Origin of the sequence: Nocardiopsis sp. JB363, assembly GCF_900143625.1 — a bacterium.
Taxonomy (GTDB): Bacteria; Actinomycetota; Actinomycetes; order Streptosporangiales; family Streptosporangiaceae; genus Nocardiopsis.
Map to the genome: position 1 here is coordinate 1 of NZ_FRFF01000173.1, position 16314 is coordinate 16314.

General features: G+C 69.4%; 15 protein-coding genes. 5 read left to right on the forward strand and 10 right to left on the reverse strand.

Going from position 1 to position 16314, the window contains the following annotated elements:
- Positions 1-273 precede the first annotated feature (273 nt).
- From BQ8420_RS27095 to acs, 6 genes are all read right to left on the reverse strand, one after another.
- Entirely contained in the window at positions 274-747 is a 474-nt protein-coding gene (locus BQ8420_RS27095; RefSeq protein ID WP_087102575.1) for a histidine phosphatase family protein, read from the reverse strand.
- Positions 748-976: 229 nt separating this feature from the next.
- On the reverse strand, positions 977-3403 hold the full coding sequence (locus BQ8420_RS27100) for a sodium-translocating pyrophosphatase (protein WP_087102577.1): 2427 nt from the start codon (positions 3401-3403) through the stop codon (positions 977-979).
- Between the two features lie 539 nt (positions 3404-3942).
- On the reverse strand, positions 3943-4446 hold the full coding sequence (locus tag BQ8420_RS27105; RefSeq protein WP_087102580.1) for a DUF309 domain-containing protein: 504 nt from the start codon (positions 4444-4446) through the stop codon (positions 3943-3945).
- A gap of 7 nt (positions 4447-4453) precedes the next feature.
- A complete protein-coding gene (locus BQ8420_RS27110) occupies positions 4454-5362 on the reverse strand; it encodes an alpha/beta fold hydrolase (protein ID WP_087102582.1) in 909 nt (302 codons plus the stop codon).
- 10 nt (positions 5363-5372) lie between these two features.
- Positions 5373-5876, reverse strand: coding sequence for a phage holin family protein (locus BQ8420_RS27115; protein WP_087102584.1), 504 nt, complete (start codon positions 5874-5876; stop codon positions 5373-5375).
- Positions 5877-6069: 193 nt separating this feature from the next.
- On the reverse strand, positions 6070-8040 hold the full coding sequence (gene acs, locus BQ8420_RS27120) for an acetate--CoA ligase (RefSeq protein WP_087102586.1): 1971 nt from the start codon (positions 8038-8040) through the stop codon (positions 6070-6072).
- Between the two features lie 206 nt (positions 8041-8246).
- On the opposite strand from acs, the gene BQ8420_RS27125 reads away from it, so the two are divergent.
- From BQ8420_RS27125 to BQ8420_RS27145, 5 genes are all read left to right on the forward strand, one after another.
- Positions 8247-9059, forward strand: a complete 813-nt coding sequence (locus tag BQ8420_RS27125; protein WP_087102589.1) for an oxidoreductase — start codon at positions 8247-8249, stop codon at positions 9057-9059.
- A 1014-nt stretch (positions 9060-10073) separates the two neighbouring features.
- Positions 10074-11285 (forward strand): septum site-determining protein Ssd, encoded by a 1212-nt coding sequence (gene ssd, locus BQ8420_RS27130; RefSeq protein ID WP_087102590.1) that lies wholly within the window; start codon positions 10074-10076, stop codon positions 11283-11285.
- On the forward strand, positions 11282-12586 hold the full coding sequence (locus BQ8420_RS27135; protein WP_087102592.1) for a TadA family conjugal transfer-associated ATPase: 1305 nt from the start codon (positions 11282-11284) through the stop codon (positions 12584-12586). Before ssd ends, BQ8420_RS27135 begins: the two co-directional genes overlap by 4 nt.
- Positions 12574-13251 carry a type II secretion system F family protein gene (locus BQ8420_RS27140; protein ID WP_087102594.1) on the forward strand — a complete coding sequence of 226 codons (678 nt, stop codon included), beginning with the start codon at positions 12574-12576 and terminating at the stop codon, positions 13249-13251. Before BQ8420_RS27135 ends, BQ8420_RS27140 begins: the two co-directional genes overlap by 13 nt.
- Before the next feature lie 180 nt (positions 13252-13431).
- The gene (locus tag BQ8420_RS27145) at positions 13432-14133 is read left to right on the forward strand and encodes a type II secretion system F family protein (protein WP_087102672.1); all 702 of its coding nucleotides are present in this window, start codon (positions 13432-13434) and stop codon (positions 14131-14133) included.
- Between the two features lie 261 nt (positions 14134-14394).
- Here BQ8420_RS27145 and BQ8420_RS32930 read toward each other — a convergent pair whose 3' ends face one another.
- The 4 genes from BQ8420_RS32930 to BQ8420_RS27165 are packed head-to-tail and all read right to left on the reverse strand — an operon-like array spanning position 14395 to position 16220.
- On the reverse strand, positions 14395-15369 hold the full coding sequence (locus BQ8420_RS32930) for a hypothetical protein (RefSeq protein ID WP_160049460.1): 975 nt from the start codon (positions 15367-15369) through the stop codon (positions 14395-14397).
- Entirely contained in the window at positions 15366-15725 is a 360-nt protein-coding gene (locus BQ8420_RS27155; RefSeq protein ID WP_087102599.1) for an Rv3654c family TadE-like protein, read from the reverse strand. The genes BQ8420_RS32930 and BQ8420_RS27155 overlap by 4 nt, the downstream gene beginning before the upstream one ends.
- Positions 15722-16078: a TadE family type IV pilus minor pilin gene (locus BQ8420_RS27160; protein WP_143847585.1), complete on the reverse strand. Its 357-nt coding sequence runs from the start codon at positions 16076-16078 to the stop codon at positions 15722-15724. Before BQ8420_RS27160 ends, BQ8420_RS27155 begins: the two co-directional genes overlap by 4 nt.
- The gene (locus BQ8420_RS27165; protein ID WP_087102603.1) at positions 16056-16220 is read right to left on the reverse strand and encodes a DUF4244 domain-containing protein; all 165 of its coding nucleotides are present in this window, start codon (positions 16218-16220) and stop codon (positions 16056-16058) included. The genes BQ8420_RS27160 and BQ8420_RS27165 overlap by 23 nt, the downstream gene beginning before the upstream one ends.
- Between the last annotated feature and the right edge of the window lie 94 nt (positions 16221-16314).

Here is a 16314-nt window from a genome sequence, read left to right on the forward strand (position 1 = left end):
GGCCCCGTTGTGCTTCTTCTGCTTTGCGTTTCCGCTGGGCTTTTGAAGCGACTCTCATCATCTTACATGTCTCGGGGAGTGCCCGAACCATTTCGGTGAAGAAGAGGAAGTGTCTGACTCGAAGATCCGATCACGTCCACGGAGAACCCGTGTTCGCTTCGATCGAGAAGATCTAGTCCCCCTCGCGGCCTTGGGCCGTTCGGAGGCGACTCGGAGAACATTACCCCCGGCGGTGGACCTACGCAACCGGAAGACTGCGTGCCGTGGGTCACATCAGTTCAGGACCTGGCCGGTGCCCGTCCCAGGTGCGGTGTAGAGCCACTCCACCTCGACATCCACCGCGGCGACGGTGGCCGGAGAGAACGCCGTCATGGCCTGACTGCCGACGAACGACGCGGCCACCTGGGCGATGGTCGGGTTGTGTCCGACCACCAGGAGGGTGTTCACCGCCGGGTCCACATAGGTGACGAGTTCCAGGAGGCTGTCCGGACCGGCCAGGTAGGCGGCTTCGGTGTGGTCGACCTCCGGGGACAGGTCCATGGCGCCCAGCACCCCGTCCAGCGTCTGCCGCGTGCGCGCGGCAGCGGAACAGATGACGTGGTCCGGCGCGTACCCCTTCTCTTGGAGAAGTCGTCCGACTCGCTCCGCCTGGTCCCGCCCCTTGTCGTCGAGGGCACGGTCGAAGTCCATCGCCCCGAACCCGTCCTCGGCCTTCGCGTGGCGCATCAGGAGCAGTGTGCGGCTCATGGGGTCACCGCCGTGGCGACCACGGCCATGAACGCCATGAAGCCGAACATGGCCCCAAGGATGATGAACAGACCCTTTGCTCCCGACACCTCGATACAACTCCTTTGTCCCAGCACCGATATCCGCTCCACCAGGGTAAGTGCGTGCACGAAGCGGCCGCCCGGGGGTCCCGGACGGCCGCTCGACGAAGGGCGGGAGACAGGAGGGCTCCCTACCCGGGGTTCATGGGTCAGCCCTTTCCGGTGTCGCCGGCGCGGGCCTCCTCCTTCCGGTTCCCCTCGGTGCCCTCACCCTTGTCACCGGAGGTGTCGTCTCCCGCCACGGGCTTCTCGTCTCCAGTGGTCTCGGGGTCGCCACCGGACTCCGGGGCTCCCTTCGGTGTGGTGTGCCCACCGATCTCGGCGAGGTCGGTCTCGGTGCCGGACCCGCGGTTCTTCGACCAAAGCACCGCACCGACGAGCACGCCGACCGCGACGACGGTCACGCCGACCCGGAGGACGACGTTGTCCGCGTACATCACCACGGTGGGCGCCACGATCAGCGCGACCAGGTTCATTACCTTGAGCAGTGGGTTGATGGCCGGGCCGGCGGTGTCCTTGAAGGGGTCTCCGACGGTGTCACCGATGATGGTGGCCTCGTGGGCGTTCGACCCCTTGCCTCCGTGGTGTCCGTCCTCCACGAGCTTCTTGGCGTTGTCCCAAGCGCCACCGGCGTTGGACAGGAACACCGCCATGAGCACACCCGCGGCGATGGCGCCACCGAGGAAGGCTCCGAGTGGCGCGTAGCCGAAGGCGAAACCGACGGCGATCGGGGCGAGGACCGCGAGGAGACCCGGCGTGACCAGCTCCCGCAGGGAGTCCTTGGTGCAGATGTCGACGACTCGCGCGTATTCGGGGGTCTCGCTGCCGTCCATGATTCCGGGACGGGTGCGGAACTGGTTGCGCACCTCCAGGACCACCCGCTGGGCGGCCCGGCCGACCGCCATGATGGCGAGTCCCGAGAAGAAGAACACGACGGACGCGCCGATGATGACACCGACGAGGACGTCCGGATGGTCGAGGGACAGGGAGAAGACCTCGCCTTCGCCGAGGCGTTCCTGGACCGAGGTGCGGAACGCTCCGAAGAGTGCGGTGGCGGCGAGGACGGCGGTGGCGATCGCGATGCCCTTGGTGATCGCCTTGGTGGTGTTGCCGACGGCGTCGAGGCCGGTGAGGACCTCGGCGCCCTTGCCCTCGACGTCGCCGGACATCTCGGCGATGCCCTGGGCGTTGTCCGCGACGGGACCGAAGGTGTCCATCGCGACGATGATGCCGACGGTGGTGAGGAGCCCGGTGCCGGCGAGAGCGACGGCGAACAGGCTGAGGGTGATGGAGCCGCCGCCGAGGAGGAACGCGGCGTAGACGGCACCGGCGATGAGCAGGGCCGAGTAGACCGCGGATTCCAGGCCGATCGAGATACCGGACAGGATGACGGTGGCCGCGCCGGTCTCGGAACTCTGACCGATGTCCTTGACGGGGCGCTTGTCGGTCTCGGTGAAGTAGCCGGTGAGGAGTTGGATGGCGGCGGCGAGTACCAGTCCGATGAGGACCGCGACGATGGCGATGAACCTCGGGTCGGGGTCGGTGCCCGCGGCGGCGATCTCTTCGAGGACTCCGTCGCTGACGCCCTTCAGCTGGTCGAAGCTGCTGGGCAGGTACCAGAAGGCGGTGCCGATGACGAGGACGGCGGAGATGGCCGCGGAAATGAAGAAGCCGCGGTTGATCGCGGTCATCGCGGTCTTGTCCTTGGCCTTGGGCGCGACGATGAAGATTCCGATGATGGCGGTGATGACACCGATCATGGGGACCAACAACGGGAAGACGAGCCCCTCGGTGCCGAAGGCGACACGGCCGAGGATGAGCGAGGCGACGAGGACCACCGCGTAGGACTCGAACAGGTCGGCGGCCATACCGGCGCAGTCACCCACGTTGTCACCGACGTTGTCGGCGATGGTGGCCGCGTTTCGGGGGTCGTCCTCGGGGATGCCCTGTTCGACCTTGCCCACGAGGTCGGCGCCGACGTCGGCGGCCTTGGTGAAGATGCCACCGCCCACACGCATGAACATCGCGAGGAGGGCCGCGCCGAAGCCGAAGCCCTCCAGCACGATGGGGGCGTTCTCCCGGTAGATGAGGACCACGAGCGCGGCACCGAGCAGACCGAGGCCGACGGTGATCATGCCGGCGACACCACCGGTGCGGAACGCGATGCGCATGGCGGTACGGCCGTCCTCCTCTCCACCGCCACGGGCCGCGGCGGCCACGCGGACGTTGCCGCGGACCGCGAGCCACATTCCGATGAAGCCCGTGGCCGCGGAGAGTCCGGCGCCGAGGGCGAAGAACAACGATCGGCCGATGGCGATGGCCCACGTGTCGGCGTGCAGTAGAAGCAGTAGAAGCGGAATGGCGACGATGAAGACCGCGAGAGTACGGAACTGTCGTTTCAGGTAGGCCGCGGCGCCATCTTGAATGGCGACCGCGATGTTACGCATTCGGTCGGTGCCCTGCCCGGCGGCGAGTACCTCACGTACGAGCATCCCCGCTATGGCGAGCGCGAGGAGCGCGACCACCATGACGACGATGACGAGGGTGAGGTCCCTGCCTTCCAAGGCCAAGGCCATGCCACTTTCCGTGGCGAGGTTGAGCCCAGACAATCCGTCCTCCTTGAGACGGGCACATCCTTTTCGGCCCCCTCATCGAAGGTGTGCGGAACAGCCGCCTCTTGGGCTCCGGTGCCGCGCACCGCCGTATGCGTTCCACCGCCCACAGGGGTATTGAGCTGGGGCGACATCACGCGGGTCGGGGTCGAAGCGGTGCCACCTTTCTGTGTGGTGCACGCCGCCCGCGTGACGAACCCACGAGCGGTGATCCGGGGATTGTACGCACGCGGGAGTGTAAATAAGAGGGCCGGTTCGCCATTTCCCCAAGTGGGGTTGAAGATGTGATCCCATGGTGATCTCGGGATTCGGATTAATGGCCTTGTTCGGCTTTTTAGCCTCACATAATGTCGCATAATGCGATAGCACCATTTTTACGGCAAAGCACGCATCCAGGCATAAATCAGAAATGACCCTCGGTAGTCAATGTGACCGCAGGAGCCTCAGGGGCCTCATGAACCCCTGTCATACCGCGTGGGAAGCGGGTTTCGGTCCGGTCGGAATTAAGCCGAGCGGAGCCGCATTCCGGAGGGGTCGATATCGTCCCCGGAGGTCGCACGACCGGTGTCGAGATCCTCCGCCAGGTCCCGCGCGAAAGCGGCGATCCCCGCCACGTCCACGCCGTGTGGAGCGTCCGGACCGAACTCCTCCACCCGGTCGGCGCCTCGGCGCAACAGCCGTGCCGCGCCCACGCGATTACCGCGCTGGGCGTGGGTGACCCCGACCGCGGTCTGCGCCAGTCCGCGCCACAGCTCCCGTTCCTGTTCCGGGGACGACTTCCAGACCGCTTCGAGCACTTCGTGCGCGGTGAACGCGTATCCCTGGTCCAAGAGCCGCTGAGCCTCGCTCAGGCCCTCCTCCACGGTGAACTCGGCGTCGTCCGGCACACGTTCGACCTCACCCTGACTGCCGTGTGGCATCGGGCGCCCGTACCGATCACGGGGCCGCTGGTTCTGTGCCCGGCCGACCTCGTTACGGTCTCGTTCTTCCTCGGTCCCTGTCGTCATCGCTGCCTCACCGCCGCTCGCCGTCGATCTCCCGCACCCACCCTACGAGAGCATCGTCGACATGACGCGGCCGCTCCTCGTGTGGGAAGTGGCCGGCACCGACCACCGACTCCCATCGATAGGGGCCCGCGACCAGTCGGCCCGAGGACCGAGCGACCTTCGGTGGACAGACCGGGTCCAGGGAACCGTGCAGTTGGAGGACGGGGACGCGCACCGGTGCACGCATGCGGTGGGCGTACCGGAGTCCGTCCGCGCGCCACGCCGACCGGAAGATCCAACGGTGGTACTCCAACGAGCAGTGCGAGACCTTCGGGATCGAGAAGGCGAGCCGGTAGCGTTCCTCGGCCTCTCGGTCCGGCCATCCCGGGGCCGACCAGGCGTCGAGGAGCTCGCCCACGCGCACGCAGCCGTCGGCGAGCAGTCGGTGTTCGGGGAGGATCGGCAGTTGGGCGCGGAGCATGTGCCGTGTGCCCGGCCCCGGTGGAAAGAGGATGCGGGCGGCGCGTCGGGGGTGGGGCGCCGACACCGCCGCCAGGGCTCGGATCACACCCGGATGGTAGGCGGTCATGGTCCACCCGATCAGCCCGCCCACCCCGTGTCCGACCACGACGGCCTCGGCGGAGCCGAGGGCACGGATCAGGCCGGCCATGTCCTGTGCCAGACCCACCAGGTCGTATCCCCGCGGGGTCTTGTCGCTGGCCCCGTAGCCCCGTAGGTCCACGGCGACGGCCCGGTACCCGGCTTCGGCCAAGGCGGTCATCTGAGCCCGCCACGCCCACCAGAACTGGGGGAAGCCGTGCAGGAGGAGGACGAGCGGACCCTCACCGAGTTCGGCCACGTGGAACCGGGCTCCGGCGGCGCCGACCGTCCGGTGGGTCCAGGGACCGTCCACATAGGCGGCCGAGTCGTCCAGCACCCGCGGGTCGCTAGCTGTTCGTGACGGCGGTGGCCCCACCCGCGGCGGTGGCCCCACCGGCGGTGGTGGTCTCGACCTCGTCCTTGGGCGGACGGATCTCCCCACGCAGGATGCCCACCAGTCGGGAGGTGGTGAGCGCGGTACGGGCCAGGCCCTGGCGACGGCGCAGGTTGATGACGGCGAACAGGACGAAGATCAGCGCGATCAGCAGGTAAAAGCCGGTGACGGCCAGGAAGGAGGTCCAGTACTGCCAACCGAAGACCTCGGCCAGGAAGAATCCGGCGGTGATGGAGAAGAGGATCGCGACGAGGTGCAGGATGACACCGGCGGCGCCGAACTCACCGACGCTCTTGCCGATCCTGACGGCGTCCGCCTTGGCCTCAAGCTTGGCGAGCCTGAGTTCGAGCTTGACCAGCCGAGAGAGGTTGTCGGTGGCGTCGGTGACCAGTTCACCGATGGAACGTTCGGGGTCTCCGGCATCGCCAGGTCGGCCGGTACCCGGCTTGTCCACCATCGTGGGGGTTCCCTTCTCTCGGTCCGAACACGCGGATGATCCTCCGCATCTTCGCACATGCCGTACCACTGATGTCTCTCACGGCACGCAAAACGGCGTGCTTCGGTTCCGGTGGTGAGTGAGCGATCGAAGGCGCCCCACCCCCGGGGGAGGGGGAGGGGCGCCGTGGGTCCTTCGGTGGTCCGACTCCGCGTCAGCCGTCCTTCTTGACCGAGGGCAGCTGCTTGGCGATCACGTCCATGATCGACGAGTCGGTCAGGGTGGAGGTGTCACCGACGTCCCGGTTCTCGGCGATGTCGCGCAGCAGACGCCGCATGATCTTGCCGGATCGGGTCTTGGGCAGTTCCGGAACCGCGAGAAGACGGGCGGGCTTGGCGATCGGTCCGAGCGAGGTGCCGACGTGGTTGCGCAGCTCCTGGACCAGCTCGTCCGGGACCTCCTCGTTACCGCCTCGCAGGATGACGAAGCCGACGATCGCCTGACCCGTCACCTTGTCGGCGGCTCCGACGACCGCCGCCTCGGCGACCTTCGGGTGGGAGACGAGCGCGGACTCCACCTCGGTGGTGGAGATGTTGTGGCCGGAGACGAGCATGACGTCGTCCACGCGGCCGAGCAGCCACATGTCACCGTCCTCGTCCTTCTTGGCACCGTCGCCGGGGAAGTAGAGGCCTTCGAAGCGCGACCAGTAGGTGTCCCTGTAGCGCTGGTCGTCGCCCCAGATACCGCGGAGCATGGCCGGCCAGGGTTCGCGGATGACGATGAAGCCACCCTCGCCGTCAGGCACGGATCGGCCTTGTTCGTCGACGACGTCGGCGTCGATACCCGGAATCGCGCCCATCGCGGCACCGGGCTTGCCCGAGGTGACACCGGGCAGCGGGCTGACCATGATGGCGCCGGTCTCGGTCTGCCACCAGGTGTCCACGACCGGGGTGGTGCCGCCGCCGATGTGCTCCCGGTACCACATGTAGGCCTCGGGGTTGATCGGCTCACCGACCGAGCCGATGACGCGCAGGCTCGACAGGTCGTACTTCGCGGGGACCTCGTCGCCCCACTTCATGAAGGTACGGATCGCGGTGGGCGCCATGTAGGCGATCGTGACCTTGTACTTCTCGATGATCTCCCAGAAGCGGCCCTTGTGCGGGGTGTCCGGGGTGCCTTCGTACATGACCACGGTCGCCGCGTTGGAGAGCGGTCCATAGACGATGTACGAGTGGCCGGTGACCCAGCCGATGTCGGCGGCGCACCAGTAGACGTCGGTCTCCGGCTTGAGGTCGAAGACCGCCCAGTGCGTGTAGGAGGCCTGGGTGAGGTACCCGCCGGTGGTGTGCAGGATGCCCTTGGGCTTGGCCGTGGTCCCGCTGGTGTACATGATGTACAGCGGGTCCTCTGCGTCGTGGGCCTCCGGGGTGTGCTCGCTGCTCGCGGAGCCGACGGCGTCATGCCACCACACGTCACGGTCGGTCCACTCGACGTCCTGGCCGGTGCGACGGACCACGAGGACGTTCTCGACATCGGGCCGGTTCGCGACGGCCTCGTCCACGGCGGGCTTGAGGGCGCTGGGCTTGCCGCGTCGGTAACCACCGTCGGCGGTGATGACGAGCTTGGCCTGGCTGTCGTCGATGCGCTGGCCGATGGCATCGCCGGAGAATCCGCCGAAGACGACCATGTGCACGGCACCGATGCGGGCACAGGCGAGCATGGCGACGACCGTCTCCGGGATCATCGGCATGTAGATGGCCACCCGGTCGCCCTTTTCCACACCGAGCGCGGTGATGGCGTTGGCGGCCTGGGAGACCTGGTCCTTGAGGTCGGCGTAGGTGAGGGTGCGGCTGTCACCGGGCTCGCCCTCCCACTGGATGGCGGCGCGGTCACCGAGTCCGGCGTCGACGTGACGGTCCACGCAGTTGACGGAAGCGTTGATCTTGCCGCCGACGAACCACTTCGCGTAGGGCGGGTCCCAGTCCAGAACGGTGTCCCACTCGCGATCCCACTGGAGCCTGCGGGCCTGCTCCTCCCAGAAGCCGAGTCGGTCGGCGGCCGCGGCGTCATAGGCGTCCGCCTTGACGTTGGCGTTCGCGGCGAGCTCCGCCGGCGGCGGGAAGCTACGGGTTTCGTGGAGAAGGTTGGACAGTGTCTCCTGGCTCGGGGGAGTGCTGTCGGCCACTGTGATTCTCCTTACGTTGGCGATTGACACCCAATTAATCATGCGACCCGAAGCTCGTGAACAGCCGGGTCTTGGTCCAGCGGCGGTGGGCGCCGGGCGAGCGCCGAACGGTCGACGAGCGGTCGTCGGTCCGCGATGAACGGTCTTCCCATGACCTGGCCGGGCATGTGAACGGCCGGTATTACCGCCGCGTAGTGTTGGGAGACGTGAGCGAATCGAGTTCTGCCTCCCTGTCCGACCCACTGTCCCGGATCGCCGAGCTGCCTGGGGTGAGCGACGCGGTCGATGAGACGCGAACCCTGGTCGACCGGCTGAGGGACCACCGGATCCTGCGCCGGCGCAGCAACGACGTGTCCCTGGAATCCTCCCTGCGTGGCGCGTGCGCGTCGGCGGCGTTGGAGGGCGCCGAGGTCTCGATGGACGAGATCCGTGAGGGGCACGTCTACGACACCCGGATCAAGGGCGCTCTGCGCATCGGCGGTGAGCTGGGCGGAATGGTGGACACCTGGCCGAAGGCGCCCCGACAGACCCTGGCGCGGCTGCACACGCTGGCCGCCGCCGACGCGGTCTCCGAGGAAGCGCTGGGCCGCCCCCGCTTGGAAGGTGAACGGGTCGAGGATCCGCTGGACCTGGGACCCGCGCCGAGCTCCTCTGTGGCCTCCGCGCGACTGGAGGGCCTGTACCGACTGCTGGAGTCCCGCACGAAGGTACCCGCGCTGGTCACCTCTTCACTGGTGCACGGGGAGCTGATGGCGATCCGTCCATTCGGTTGGGGCGACGGCCTGGTGGCGCGCGCCGCGGAGCGGCTGACCCTGATCGAGCGCGGGCTGGACCCGAAGTCGTTGGTCGCCTCCGAGCTGGGACACCAGACGTTGAAGGACGAATACGGCCCTGCGCTGCGCGGATACATGGAGGGCACCCCGGAGGGTGTCGGCGGCTGGATCGTGTACTGCTGCCGTGCCGTGTTCACGGGCGCCCAGGACTCCTTGGCCACGTGTGAGGCTCTCAAACGCGGCTGAAGTCGGATCGAGCACGCTTCGACGCACTCCATGTCGGACCTTGTGCGGGAAAGCCGCCAAGTTTCGAAAATCCGCCATTAACCGACAAGCAGACCGACCATTCGATATCGGTTCGGTCACGCTTGAACGTTGGACAATCTTTCAAGAATGCCACGCGCATCTGCACGTGCACCTCGAACGGCGCCTCGGGCCTTGACCCGGAGCGCCGTTTCCGGCCTTGGGGCGCCGGGTCCACAGGCCTCACCGATACGCAGTCCGACCTGGTGGGACTCGGTTCCATCAGACTTGGGCACGCCCTATGAGGCCCGGCCGCGCATGGGCTCCCGCGACCTGGATCGAGATGGGACCCGCGCCACCGTCCGCTTTCTTTGTACGACGGACCTTCCTGCGCCGAATAGAGGGGCACCGAAGTTTCTCCCCTGGATTCCCGAACCCATACGCATCACTCGTGGTAGCGTCTGCTCCAGAAGTTGAGCGAAGGACCGAGATCCTCGGCGAAAGCCGAGACAGAACGTCCCTTTCGAGTGACCGTCGGCAATACGGACATGCCGATCGGACTGACCCGGAGACCGTTCTTCGCATCAACATGAACCAGCGGACCATCTCCAAGGTCTCGGGAGTTCGATGACCACTCCCGTAGGCCCTTCCAAGGAGAGCGGAACAGCCGACCCGTCCCCCCAGGGCCGGACCAGGGCCGCCCCGGATCCCCCTCTGGGAGCAGGCCCGCGGTTTCCGCTCCGCCTCGCCTGATGGGCGGGACGCACGACAGCCCCCGTACGTGCGTCCCGCCCGAGGGTGGGGCCGATCGGGTCTCAGTGTTCGGTGCCGCGTCAGCCGAGGTTCACCCCGTCGCGACGTTCGGCACGGCGCCTCGCCGCGTTGGCGAAAAGCCGCATAGGAACCACGCGGCACCGATCCCTCGGAGTTATCCACAGATCCGCGCACCCCACTTCTTTCGCGGTCCGGTGTCGACCAAGGTCGGAAGGGCAGGTTCCCGCCCTCACCGGAGGTCCGATGGACGTTCCGCAGCGCCCCCTCATCATCACCGCAGACCCCGCTCTCCTTGACGACCTGCTTCGGTTGGCCACCGCGGCCGCGACCGAGGTGGCCGTCGCCCCCGACCCCGAACGCGCGTTGCGTTCCTGGCGTCGAGCGCCACTGGTCGTGGTCGGCGCGGACTTGAGAGAGACGCTGGGCGAGGCGGGTCCACCGTCACACCCTCGGTTGGTGATCGCCTCCCGCTCACCCGATGCTCCGGACCTTCGGATCATGGCGCCGGACCTCCCGAACGGGGACGGCCCCGCTCCCCGCCCACCGGCCACGGTCGGCCCGGGATCGGCGGCGTCCCGTCCGCGGGCTCCCGGTCCGCGGAAGCCCGGCTTCACGGGACCCGGCCCGAAGGGGGCCGGGTTCGACGACGGTGCACCGATCTACCTGCTCCCCCGCGACGAGTCGCTTCTGGTCGAACTGTTCGCCGCGGTCGGCGAGCGTCGGCCCGCACCCACCGTGTCGGTCATCGGGGGACGCGGGGGCGCCGGAGCCAGCCTGCTCACCGTGGCCCTCGCCCTGGCCGGAGAGCGCGCCGGACACTCCACCGCGCTCTTGGACGCCGATCCCCTGGGCTGCGGACCCGACATCTACCTGGGCTGCGACCACACCCCGCAGAGTCCGCACACCGGTTGGAACGATCTGGTGAACCAGCGCTCCCGTACCTCTTGGCGGGCTCTGCGGGACGGGCTTCCCCGTGCGGGCCTGGTGGACGTCCTCACCTGGGCGCGAGGCGCCGGCGGGCAGGGGACCTCGCTACCCGTGGGCGCGGCCCGGTCCGTGCTGGCCTCGGCCCGGCGCGGTTCCGGCTTGGTGGTGATCGACCTGCCTCGGTCCTTCGACGCCGCCACCCGTGTGTTCCTCAACCACTCCGACCTCGTGCTCCTCGTGGTGCCCGCCGACGTATACGCGGTGGTGTCGGCCGCCCGCATGGTCGACGCGCTGCGGCAGGAAACCGATCGGCTCCGGCTCGTGGTGCGCGGTTCACGCGGTGGCCTGTCCACTTCGGTGGTCACCGGGAGTCTGGGGGTGGACCTCCACGCGGACCTGCCGCCGGAACCCGGGCTCTCCCGGGCCCTGACCGCGGGAGAGGTGCCCGCGCGGCATCCCCGATCACCACTGGCCCGATACGCGGACCGTGTGGTCGGGACGTTCTCCGGGCTGCGGGAGGCGGGATGAGGCGGATCGAACGGTTATGGCACGGTTCCCCGACCGCCTCCGACGACGCTGGGTCCCCGGACCCGGCTTCGGTTCCACCACGCGGGGCGGGCACGGGCCCCGGAACCACGCGGGACCCCGCGGCGCCGGGACCGATCTCCGCGGAGCAGCGCAAAGGCCTGCTGGAGCGGGTGCGCAACCGCTTCGTGGCCAGTGGATCCCCGATCACACCCGCCAACGTGGCCACCGCCCTGCGCGCCGAGGGAACCCTCCTGGGCGGCACCGACATGCTCGAACTCACTCGGGCGCTGAGCGCCGACCTGTACGGGGCGGGGCCGCTGGAGGAATTGATGACCACCGACGTCACCGACATCCTCGTCAACGGCCCCGACCAGGTGTGGGTGGACACCGGTGGAGGGTTGCGACGGGTCGAGCACGTCCGGTTCGACTCGGCCGACGAGGTGCGTCGGCTCGCCCAACGGTTGGCGTTCCGCGCCGGTCGCCGGTTGGACGCGGCCTCGCCGTACGTGGACGCCCGATTGCCCAGTGGGGCGAGGCTCCACGCGGTGCTGCCACCCATCGCCGCCGAGAGCGCGTGCGTGTCGCTGCGGATGCCACCGAACAGGGTCTTCGGCCTGCCCGAGCTGATCGCGTGCGGCACGCTGACCCCCTGCGGGGCCGAACTGCTCCGGGCCCTGATCGCCCGACGGATTCCGTTCCTGATCAGCGGCGGCACCGGGACGGGCAAGACCACCCTGCTGTCATGTCTGTTGTCCCTGGTGCCACCGGACGAACGGATCGTGTTGGCCGAGGACTCCCCCGAGCTGCGACCCGACCACCCGCACGTGGTTCGGTTGCAGACCCGGCCGGCCAACATCGAGGGCAGCGGTGAGGTGTCTCTGGAGACCCTGGTTCGTCAGGGACTACGGATGCGCCCCGACCGTCTCGTGGTCGGTGAGGCCCGGGGCCCGGAGATCGTCTCCTTGCTAGGTGCTTTGAACACAGGGCATGAGGGCGGCGCCGGCACTCTCCACGCCAACGGGGCGGGGGAGGTGCCCGCGCGGGTGGAGGCGATGGGATGCGCCGCGGGGATGGACCGAGGCGCGGTGCACAGCCAACTCGCCGCCACCGGGGTGCTCGTCCTGCACCTGGTCCGGGACCGGCGGGGGCGGCGTCTGGCCGAGGTACGGACCCTGCGCCGTGAGGAGTCCGGACTGGTCCGGGCCGAACCCGCGGTGGAGTTCACCCCCGAGGGCCGTCGGGTCGAACACGCGGGGGCGGCGGACTTGGCCGAGCGGTTGGGCCGGGGATGGCGCCGGTGATCCTTCTGATGGTGTGCGCGCCTGCGGCGGCACTGTTGTGGGCACTGCCCCGGACCGGACGGTACCGACTGGCGACGGTCCTGCCACGACCACGTCCTCGGTGGTGGTCGATGCCCGCGTTCCGGTCTCCCCTGGCGGCCCACCGGGTGGAGACCGAACGCCGGCGGGCCGTCATCATCCTCTGTCGGGTCATGGCCGCCGAACTCCGCGCGGGCCAGCCACCCGAACTCGCACTTCGGGTAGCCGTGATCGAGGCCGGACCACTCGTGGGAGAACCGGCCGACGCCGAGTCCCTGCGTCGCATGGCCGGACGTGAGGAGGGGTTGTGGGAGCTGGCGTACCTGGCTGCGTGCTGGGAGGTGGCGTCGGAGACCGGTGCCGGTCTGGCCGCGGTGGTGGACGACCTCGCGGCCAACCTGACCGAGCAGGAGGAGTTGCGGGCTGAGGCCTCCGCTCGGACGGCCGGCCCCAGGACCACCGCCGTGATGCTGAGTGGTCTTCCCCTGGTCGGCCTGGCGATGTCGGCGGGCCTGGGCGGGGCCCCCTGGGAATTCTTGTTCACCACACCGGTGGGGCTGCTGTGTCTGGGCGGTGGTCTTCTGTTGGACCTCATCGGTGCCTGGTGGACTCAGCGGCTGGTTCGGGGCGCCGTGGACCGCCCGTGAACCGAACCGGAGGTGGGACCCGTCCGTCGTCGACGACGGCGGGTCGAAATCGCTGACGGGCCGAGGCCCGTCCCGGTACCGGCGTCGCCGAGACCGGTGATCCCGACCGTGTTCGGTACCGGGCCACGCCTGTGCGGCCGTGGCGTCGGTGGTGTGTGCGGCGACCGAAGAGGGGTGGAGATGTTCTTCGAGGTACTGACGGTGGCGAGCGCCACGATCGCGGTAGGGGTGCTGTTCCGCCCGAGGCCGGGCGAAGCACGGGAGAGTCCACCACGCCGGCGGAAGCGACCGGCGGGGCCCGCCGTCCGGATCGCGGCCTCCGCGATCGCGGTGGTGTCGGTGGCCGCGTTCTTGGGAGTGGTCGCCGGGACCGTCGTGCTCGGCGGGGTGGTCTGGCTGTGGTGGCGAGCGGCGCGAATGCGGGTCGACCCCGGCAGGCTCCCGATCACCGGTGACCTGCCGGTGCTGATCGGCCTGATCGGTTCGGGCATCCGGGCGGGCGCGACCCTTCCCGCGTGTCTGACCGCGGTGTCGGATGCCGCCCGGGGTCCGTTGGGAGACGAGTTGGCCGCCGTCGCCGAACGGTTGCGGTTGGGCGCGGAACCGGCCTCGGCCTGGCGGCGCTCTGCCCTGCCCGAGCCCTTGGTGGCGGTGGGACGAGACCTGGCCCGGGCGGCCGATACGGGCGCCCCGGTCGCCGACCTGATCGAACGCCACGTCTGCGACCTGCGCCGGTCGCTACGGGCCCGGGCCACGGCCCGTGTCGAACGCCTGGGGGTGCTGGTGGTCGCGCCGTTGGGGTTGTGCTTCCTGCCGGCCTTCGTCCTGATCGGACTGGTGCCGATGGCCGCGGAACTGCTGGGTTCGGCCCTGACCCCTTGAGGGAGGGACACCGGGATGAGGAACGGGGCGCCGGGAACCGTGTGCGGGCACGTCCGGGCGCCCCTGATGCCGTGTCGGTCGGGGTTCGCCCGTTACGGAGCGGCGTTCAGGACGGTGCGTCGCAAGGCGGTGGAAAGCCCTCATAGTGGTTCCTATTCGGGTTCTTCGCCAACGCGGCGAGGCGCCGTGCCGAACGCCGCGACGGGGCGAACCTCGGCTGACTGTGAGGATGTGTGGTGGCCTCTCCGGCCCGGGCCCGGATCAGCGGGTGTCGAGGTCACCGCCCAGGCGACGCCGGCCCAGATAGAGCGGCGGGAAGCGCGGCCACCCGACGGCCAGGCGCAACCCGAGGGTGGCGACGCCGAGCAGGAACAGCACGGTGGTCGAGGTGACCCCGAGCGCACGCCCGAACGGACTGGTCGCCGAGGTCTCCTCGAACGCGAAACCGTCCACGGGTTCCGTCTCCTCCACCTTCTTGCTCGGTGGTCGATCCCCGACGTCCGGGGAGTCGCCGATGGGCGTGGGCTTGGGCGCGGGTGTGATCGGGCGCGTGGTGGCGGAGGCCCGGCTCACCGTTCCGTTCTCCGTCGGCCGTGGTTCGGGTGTCGGGGAGGAGAGGGTGCTTTCCGTCGGAGCACCGCTGTCCTCCCCCAACGGGCTCGGCTCGGGCTCGGGCTCGGGCGCTGATTCCGCATCGTGCTCGATACCGGTGGCCACCGGGCCCGGATCCTCGGCCGCCCCAGGATCCGGGGCGTCCGCGCCCTCGCTCTCCTCTCCCGTGTCCTCCTCGTCCTCCTCGTCTTCCGTGCCCTCCTCCGGGTCGACTCCGCTGTCGGGGCCCGCCTCCGGCGAGGGTCCCGCCGTTCCACCGTCCTCCCCTCCACCCCCCGAAGGGGCCGTGGCGGACGGGGCGGTGTTCTCTCCCCGGGTTCCGCCCGGCTCCTCGCCCGCCCGCTCGCGCTCCTCGGTGTCTCCCCCGCCTGAGCCCTCGGTCTCTGCGGTCTCCAGGGCGGCGACACAGTCGGGCAGGGGGCCGAGAGCTCCCGTTCCGGTATCCACATCAGGTGCCTTCGGGGGATCGGTGGCCTGGGGCGGTGCCTGCGTGGGCGGGGATTCGGGGGGCTCCATGGCGAGGGTCGTCGCCGGCGCGGTCGAGGGACAGGGGGTGACTCCGTCGTTGGGCGGCGGGGGAAAACAGAGTAGGAGAGCGCACAGCACAGCGGAGTGGGCGGTCATTCCACCTCCTCGGTGGGGTCATGGGCGGGGCCGGCTCGGGCGACGGCCCGCAGGGTCATGGGCAGAAGGGACGAAGGTAGAGCGGCCGTCACCGTGACGGTGTGGAAGTCGAGCGCACAGTCGTCGAGTTCCGCGTCGTTGGCCGCGACGGTCTCCACGGCGACCGCACAGGCCGGCCCCTCCCCCTGGTGGGCTCGGGCCGCCGCCGCGAGCGCGGCGAGATCGGCGGCGGTACCCACCCGTTCGCGTTCCAGGACGAGCCCGGCGCCGGTCAATCCCGCGTAGGTGAGGAACATCAGCACCAGGCACACGGAGACGCTCGCCGCGGTGCCGACACCGGTGTCGTCGCCCTTCACAGGCCTGGTTCCAGGGGGACCGCGGCGCTGCCGTCGATCCCCACGGGTGGGGTCAAGGCGGGCCCCAGATGGACACGGGCCCGCACGGTGACAAGGGCCATGTCGTCGTCGGTGGTCAGGTCGATGTGGGCGCCGTTCGGGGCGGCTGCCAACGCGAGGGCACGGGCCCGTTCGGGTGGTTCACCCCGGGCGAGCGCCCTGGCCCCGATCCGGGCGGCGTCGGCGCAGGAGAGCTGGGCCGCGGCCGCGCCGACCGCGCCGAGTGCGATGCCGAGCACCAGCAGCAGAGCGGGGAGCACCATGGCCGTCTCCATCGTCGTGGAGCCGCGGTCAGCGGTCGGAGCCGAGCGCATCGACGATGGTCGTGGTGAGGGCGGTCTGGACGGCGTCGCCGGTGAGGATGACGTAGAGGAGGCCGGCGAACGCCACCACCGCCAGGGTGCAGATGGCGTATTCGGCCGTGGTCAGCCCTCGGTCGTCGAGGGAGACGGGCATGGTCGGGCACGGGCAGGGGAACACGGAACCTCCCTGGTGACGGGGCGGATGAGGTTCCGCCCCACTTCCAGGTTGGGCGGTCCAGAGTCGGGAG

Coding starts and splice junctions, on each gene's coding strand:
- BQ8420_RS27095 (WP_087102575.1), bottom strand. CDS start 747: ATGAGCCGCACACTGCTCCTGATGCGCCACGCGAAGGCCGAGGACGGG.
- BQ8420_RS27100 (WP_087102577.1), bottom strand. CDS start 3,403: ATGGCCTTGGCCTTGGAAGGCAGGGACCTCACCCTCGTCATCGTCGTC.
- BQ8420_RS27105 (WP_087102580.1), bottom strand. CDS start 4,446: ATGACGACAGGGACCGAGGAAGAACGAGACCGTAACGAGGTCGGCCGG.
- BQ8420_RS27115 (WP_087102584.1), bottom strand. CDS start 5,876: ATGGTGGACAAGCCGGGTACCGGCCGACCTGGCGATGCCGGAGACCCC.
- ssd (WP_087102590.1), top strand. CDS start 10,074: ATGGACGTTCCGCAGCGCCCCCTCATCATCACCGCAGACCCCGCTCTC.
- BQ8420_RS27135 (WP_087102592.1), top strand. CDS start 11,282: ATGAGGCGGATCGAACGGTTATGGCACGGTTCCCCGACCGCCTCCGAC.
- BQ8420_RS27140 (WP_087102594.1), top strand. CDS start 12,574: ATGGCGCCGGTGATCCTTCTGATGGTGTGCGCGCCTGCGGCGGCACTG.
- BQ8420_RS27145 (WP_087102672.1), top strand. CDS start 13,432: ATGTTCTTCGAGGTACTGACGGTGGCGAGCGCCACGATCGCGGTAGGG.
- BQ8420_RS32930 (WP_160049460.1), bottom strand. CDS start 15,369: ATGACCGCCCACTCCGCTGTGCTGTGCGCTCTCCTACTCTGTTTTCCC.
- BQ8420_RS27160 (WP_143847585.1), bottom strand. CDS start 16,078: ATGCGCTCGGCTCCGACCGCTGACCGCGGCTCCACGACGATGGAGACG.
- BQ8420_RS27165 (WP_087102603.1), bottom strand. CDS start 16,220: ATGCCCGTCTCCCTCGACGACCGAGGGCTGACCACGGCCGAATACGCC.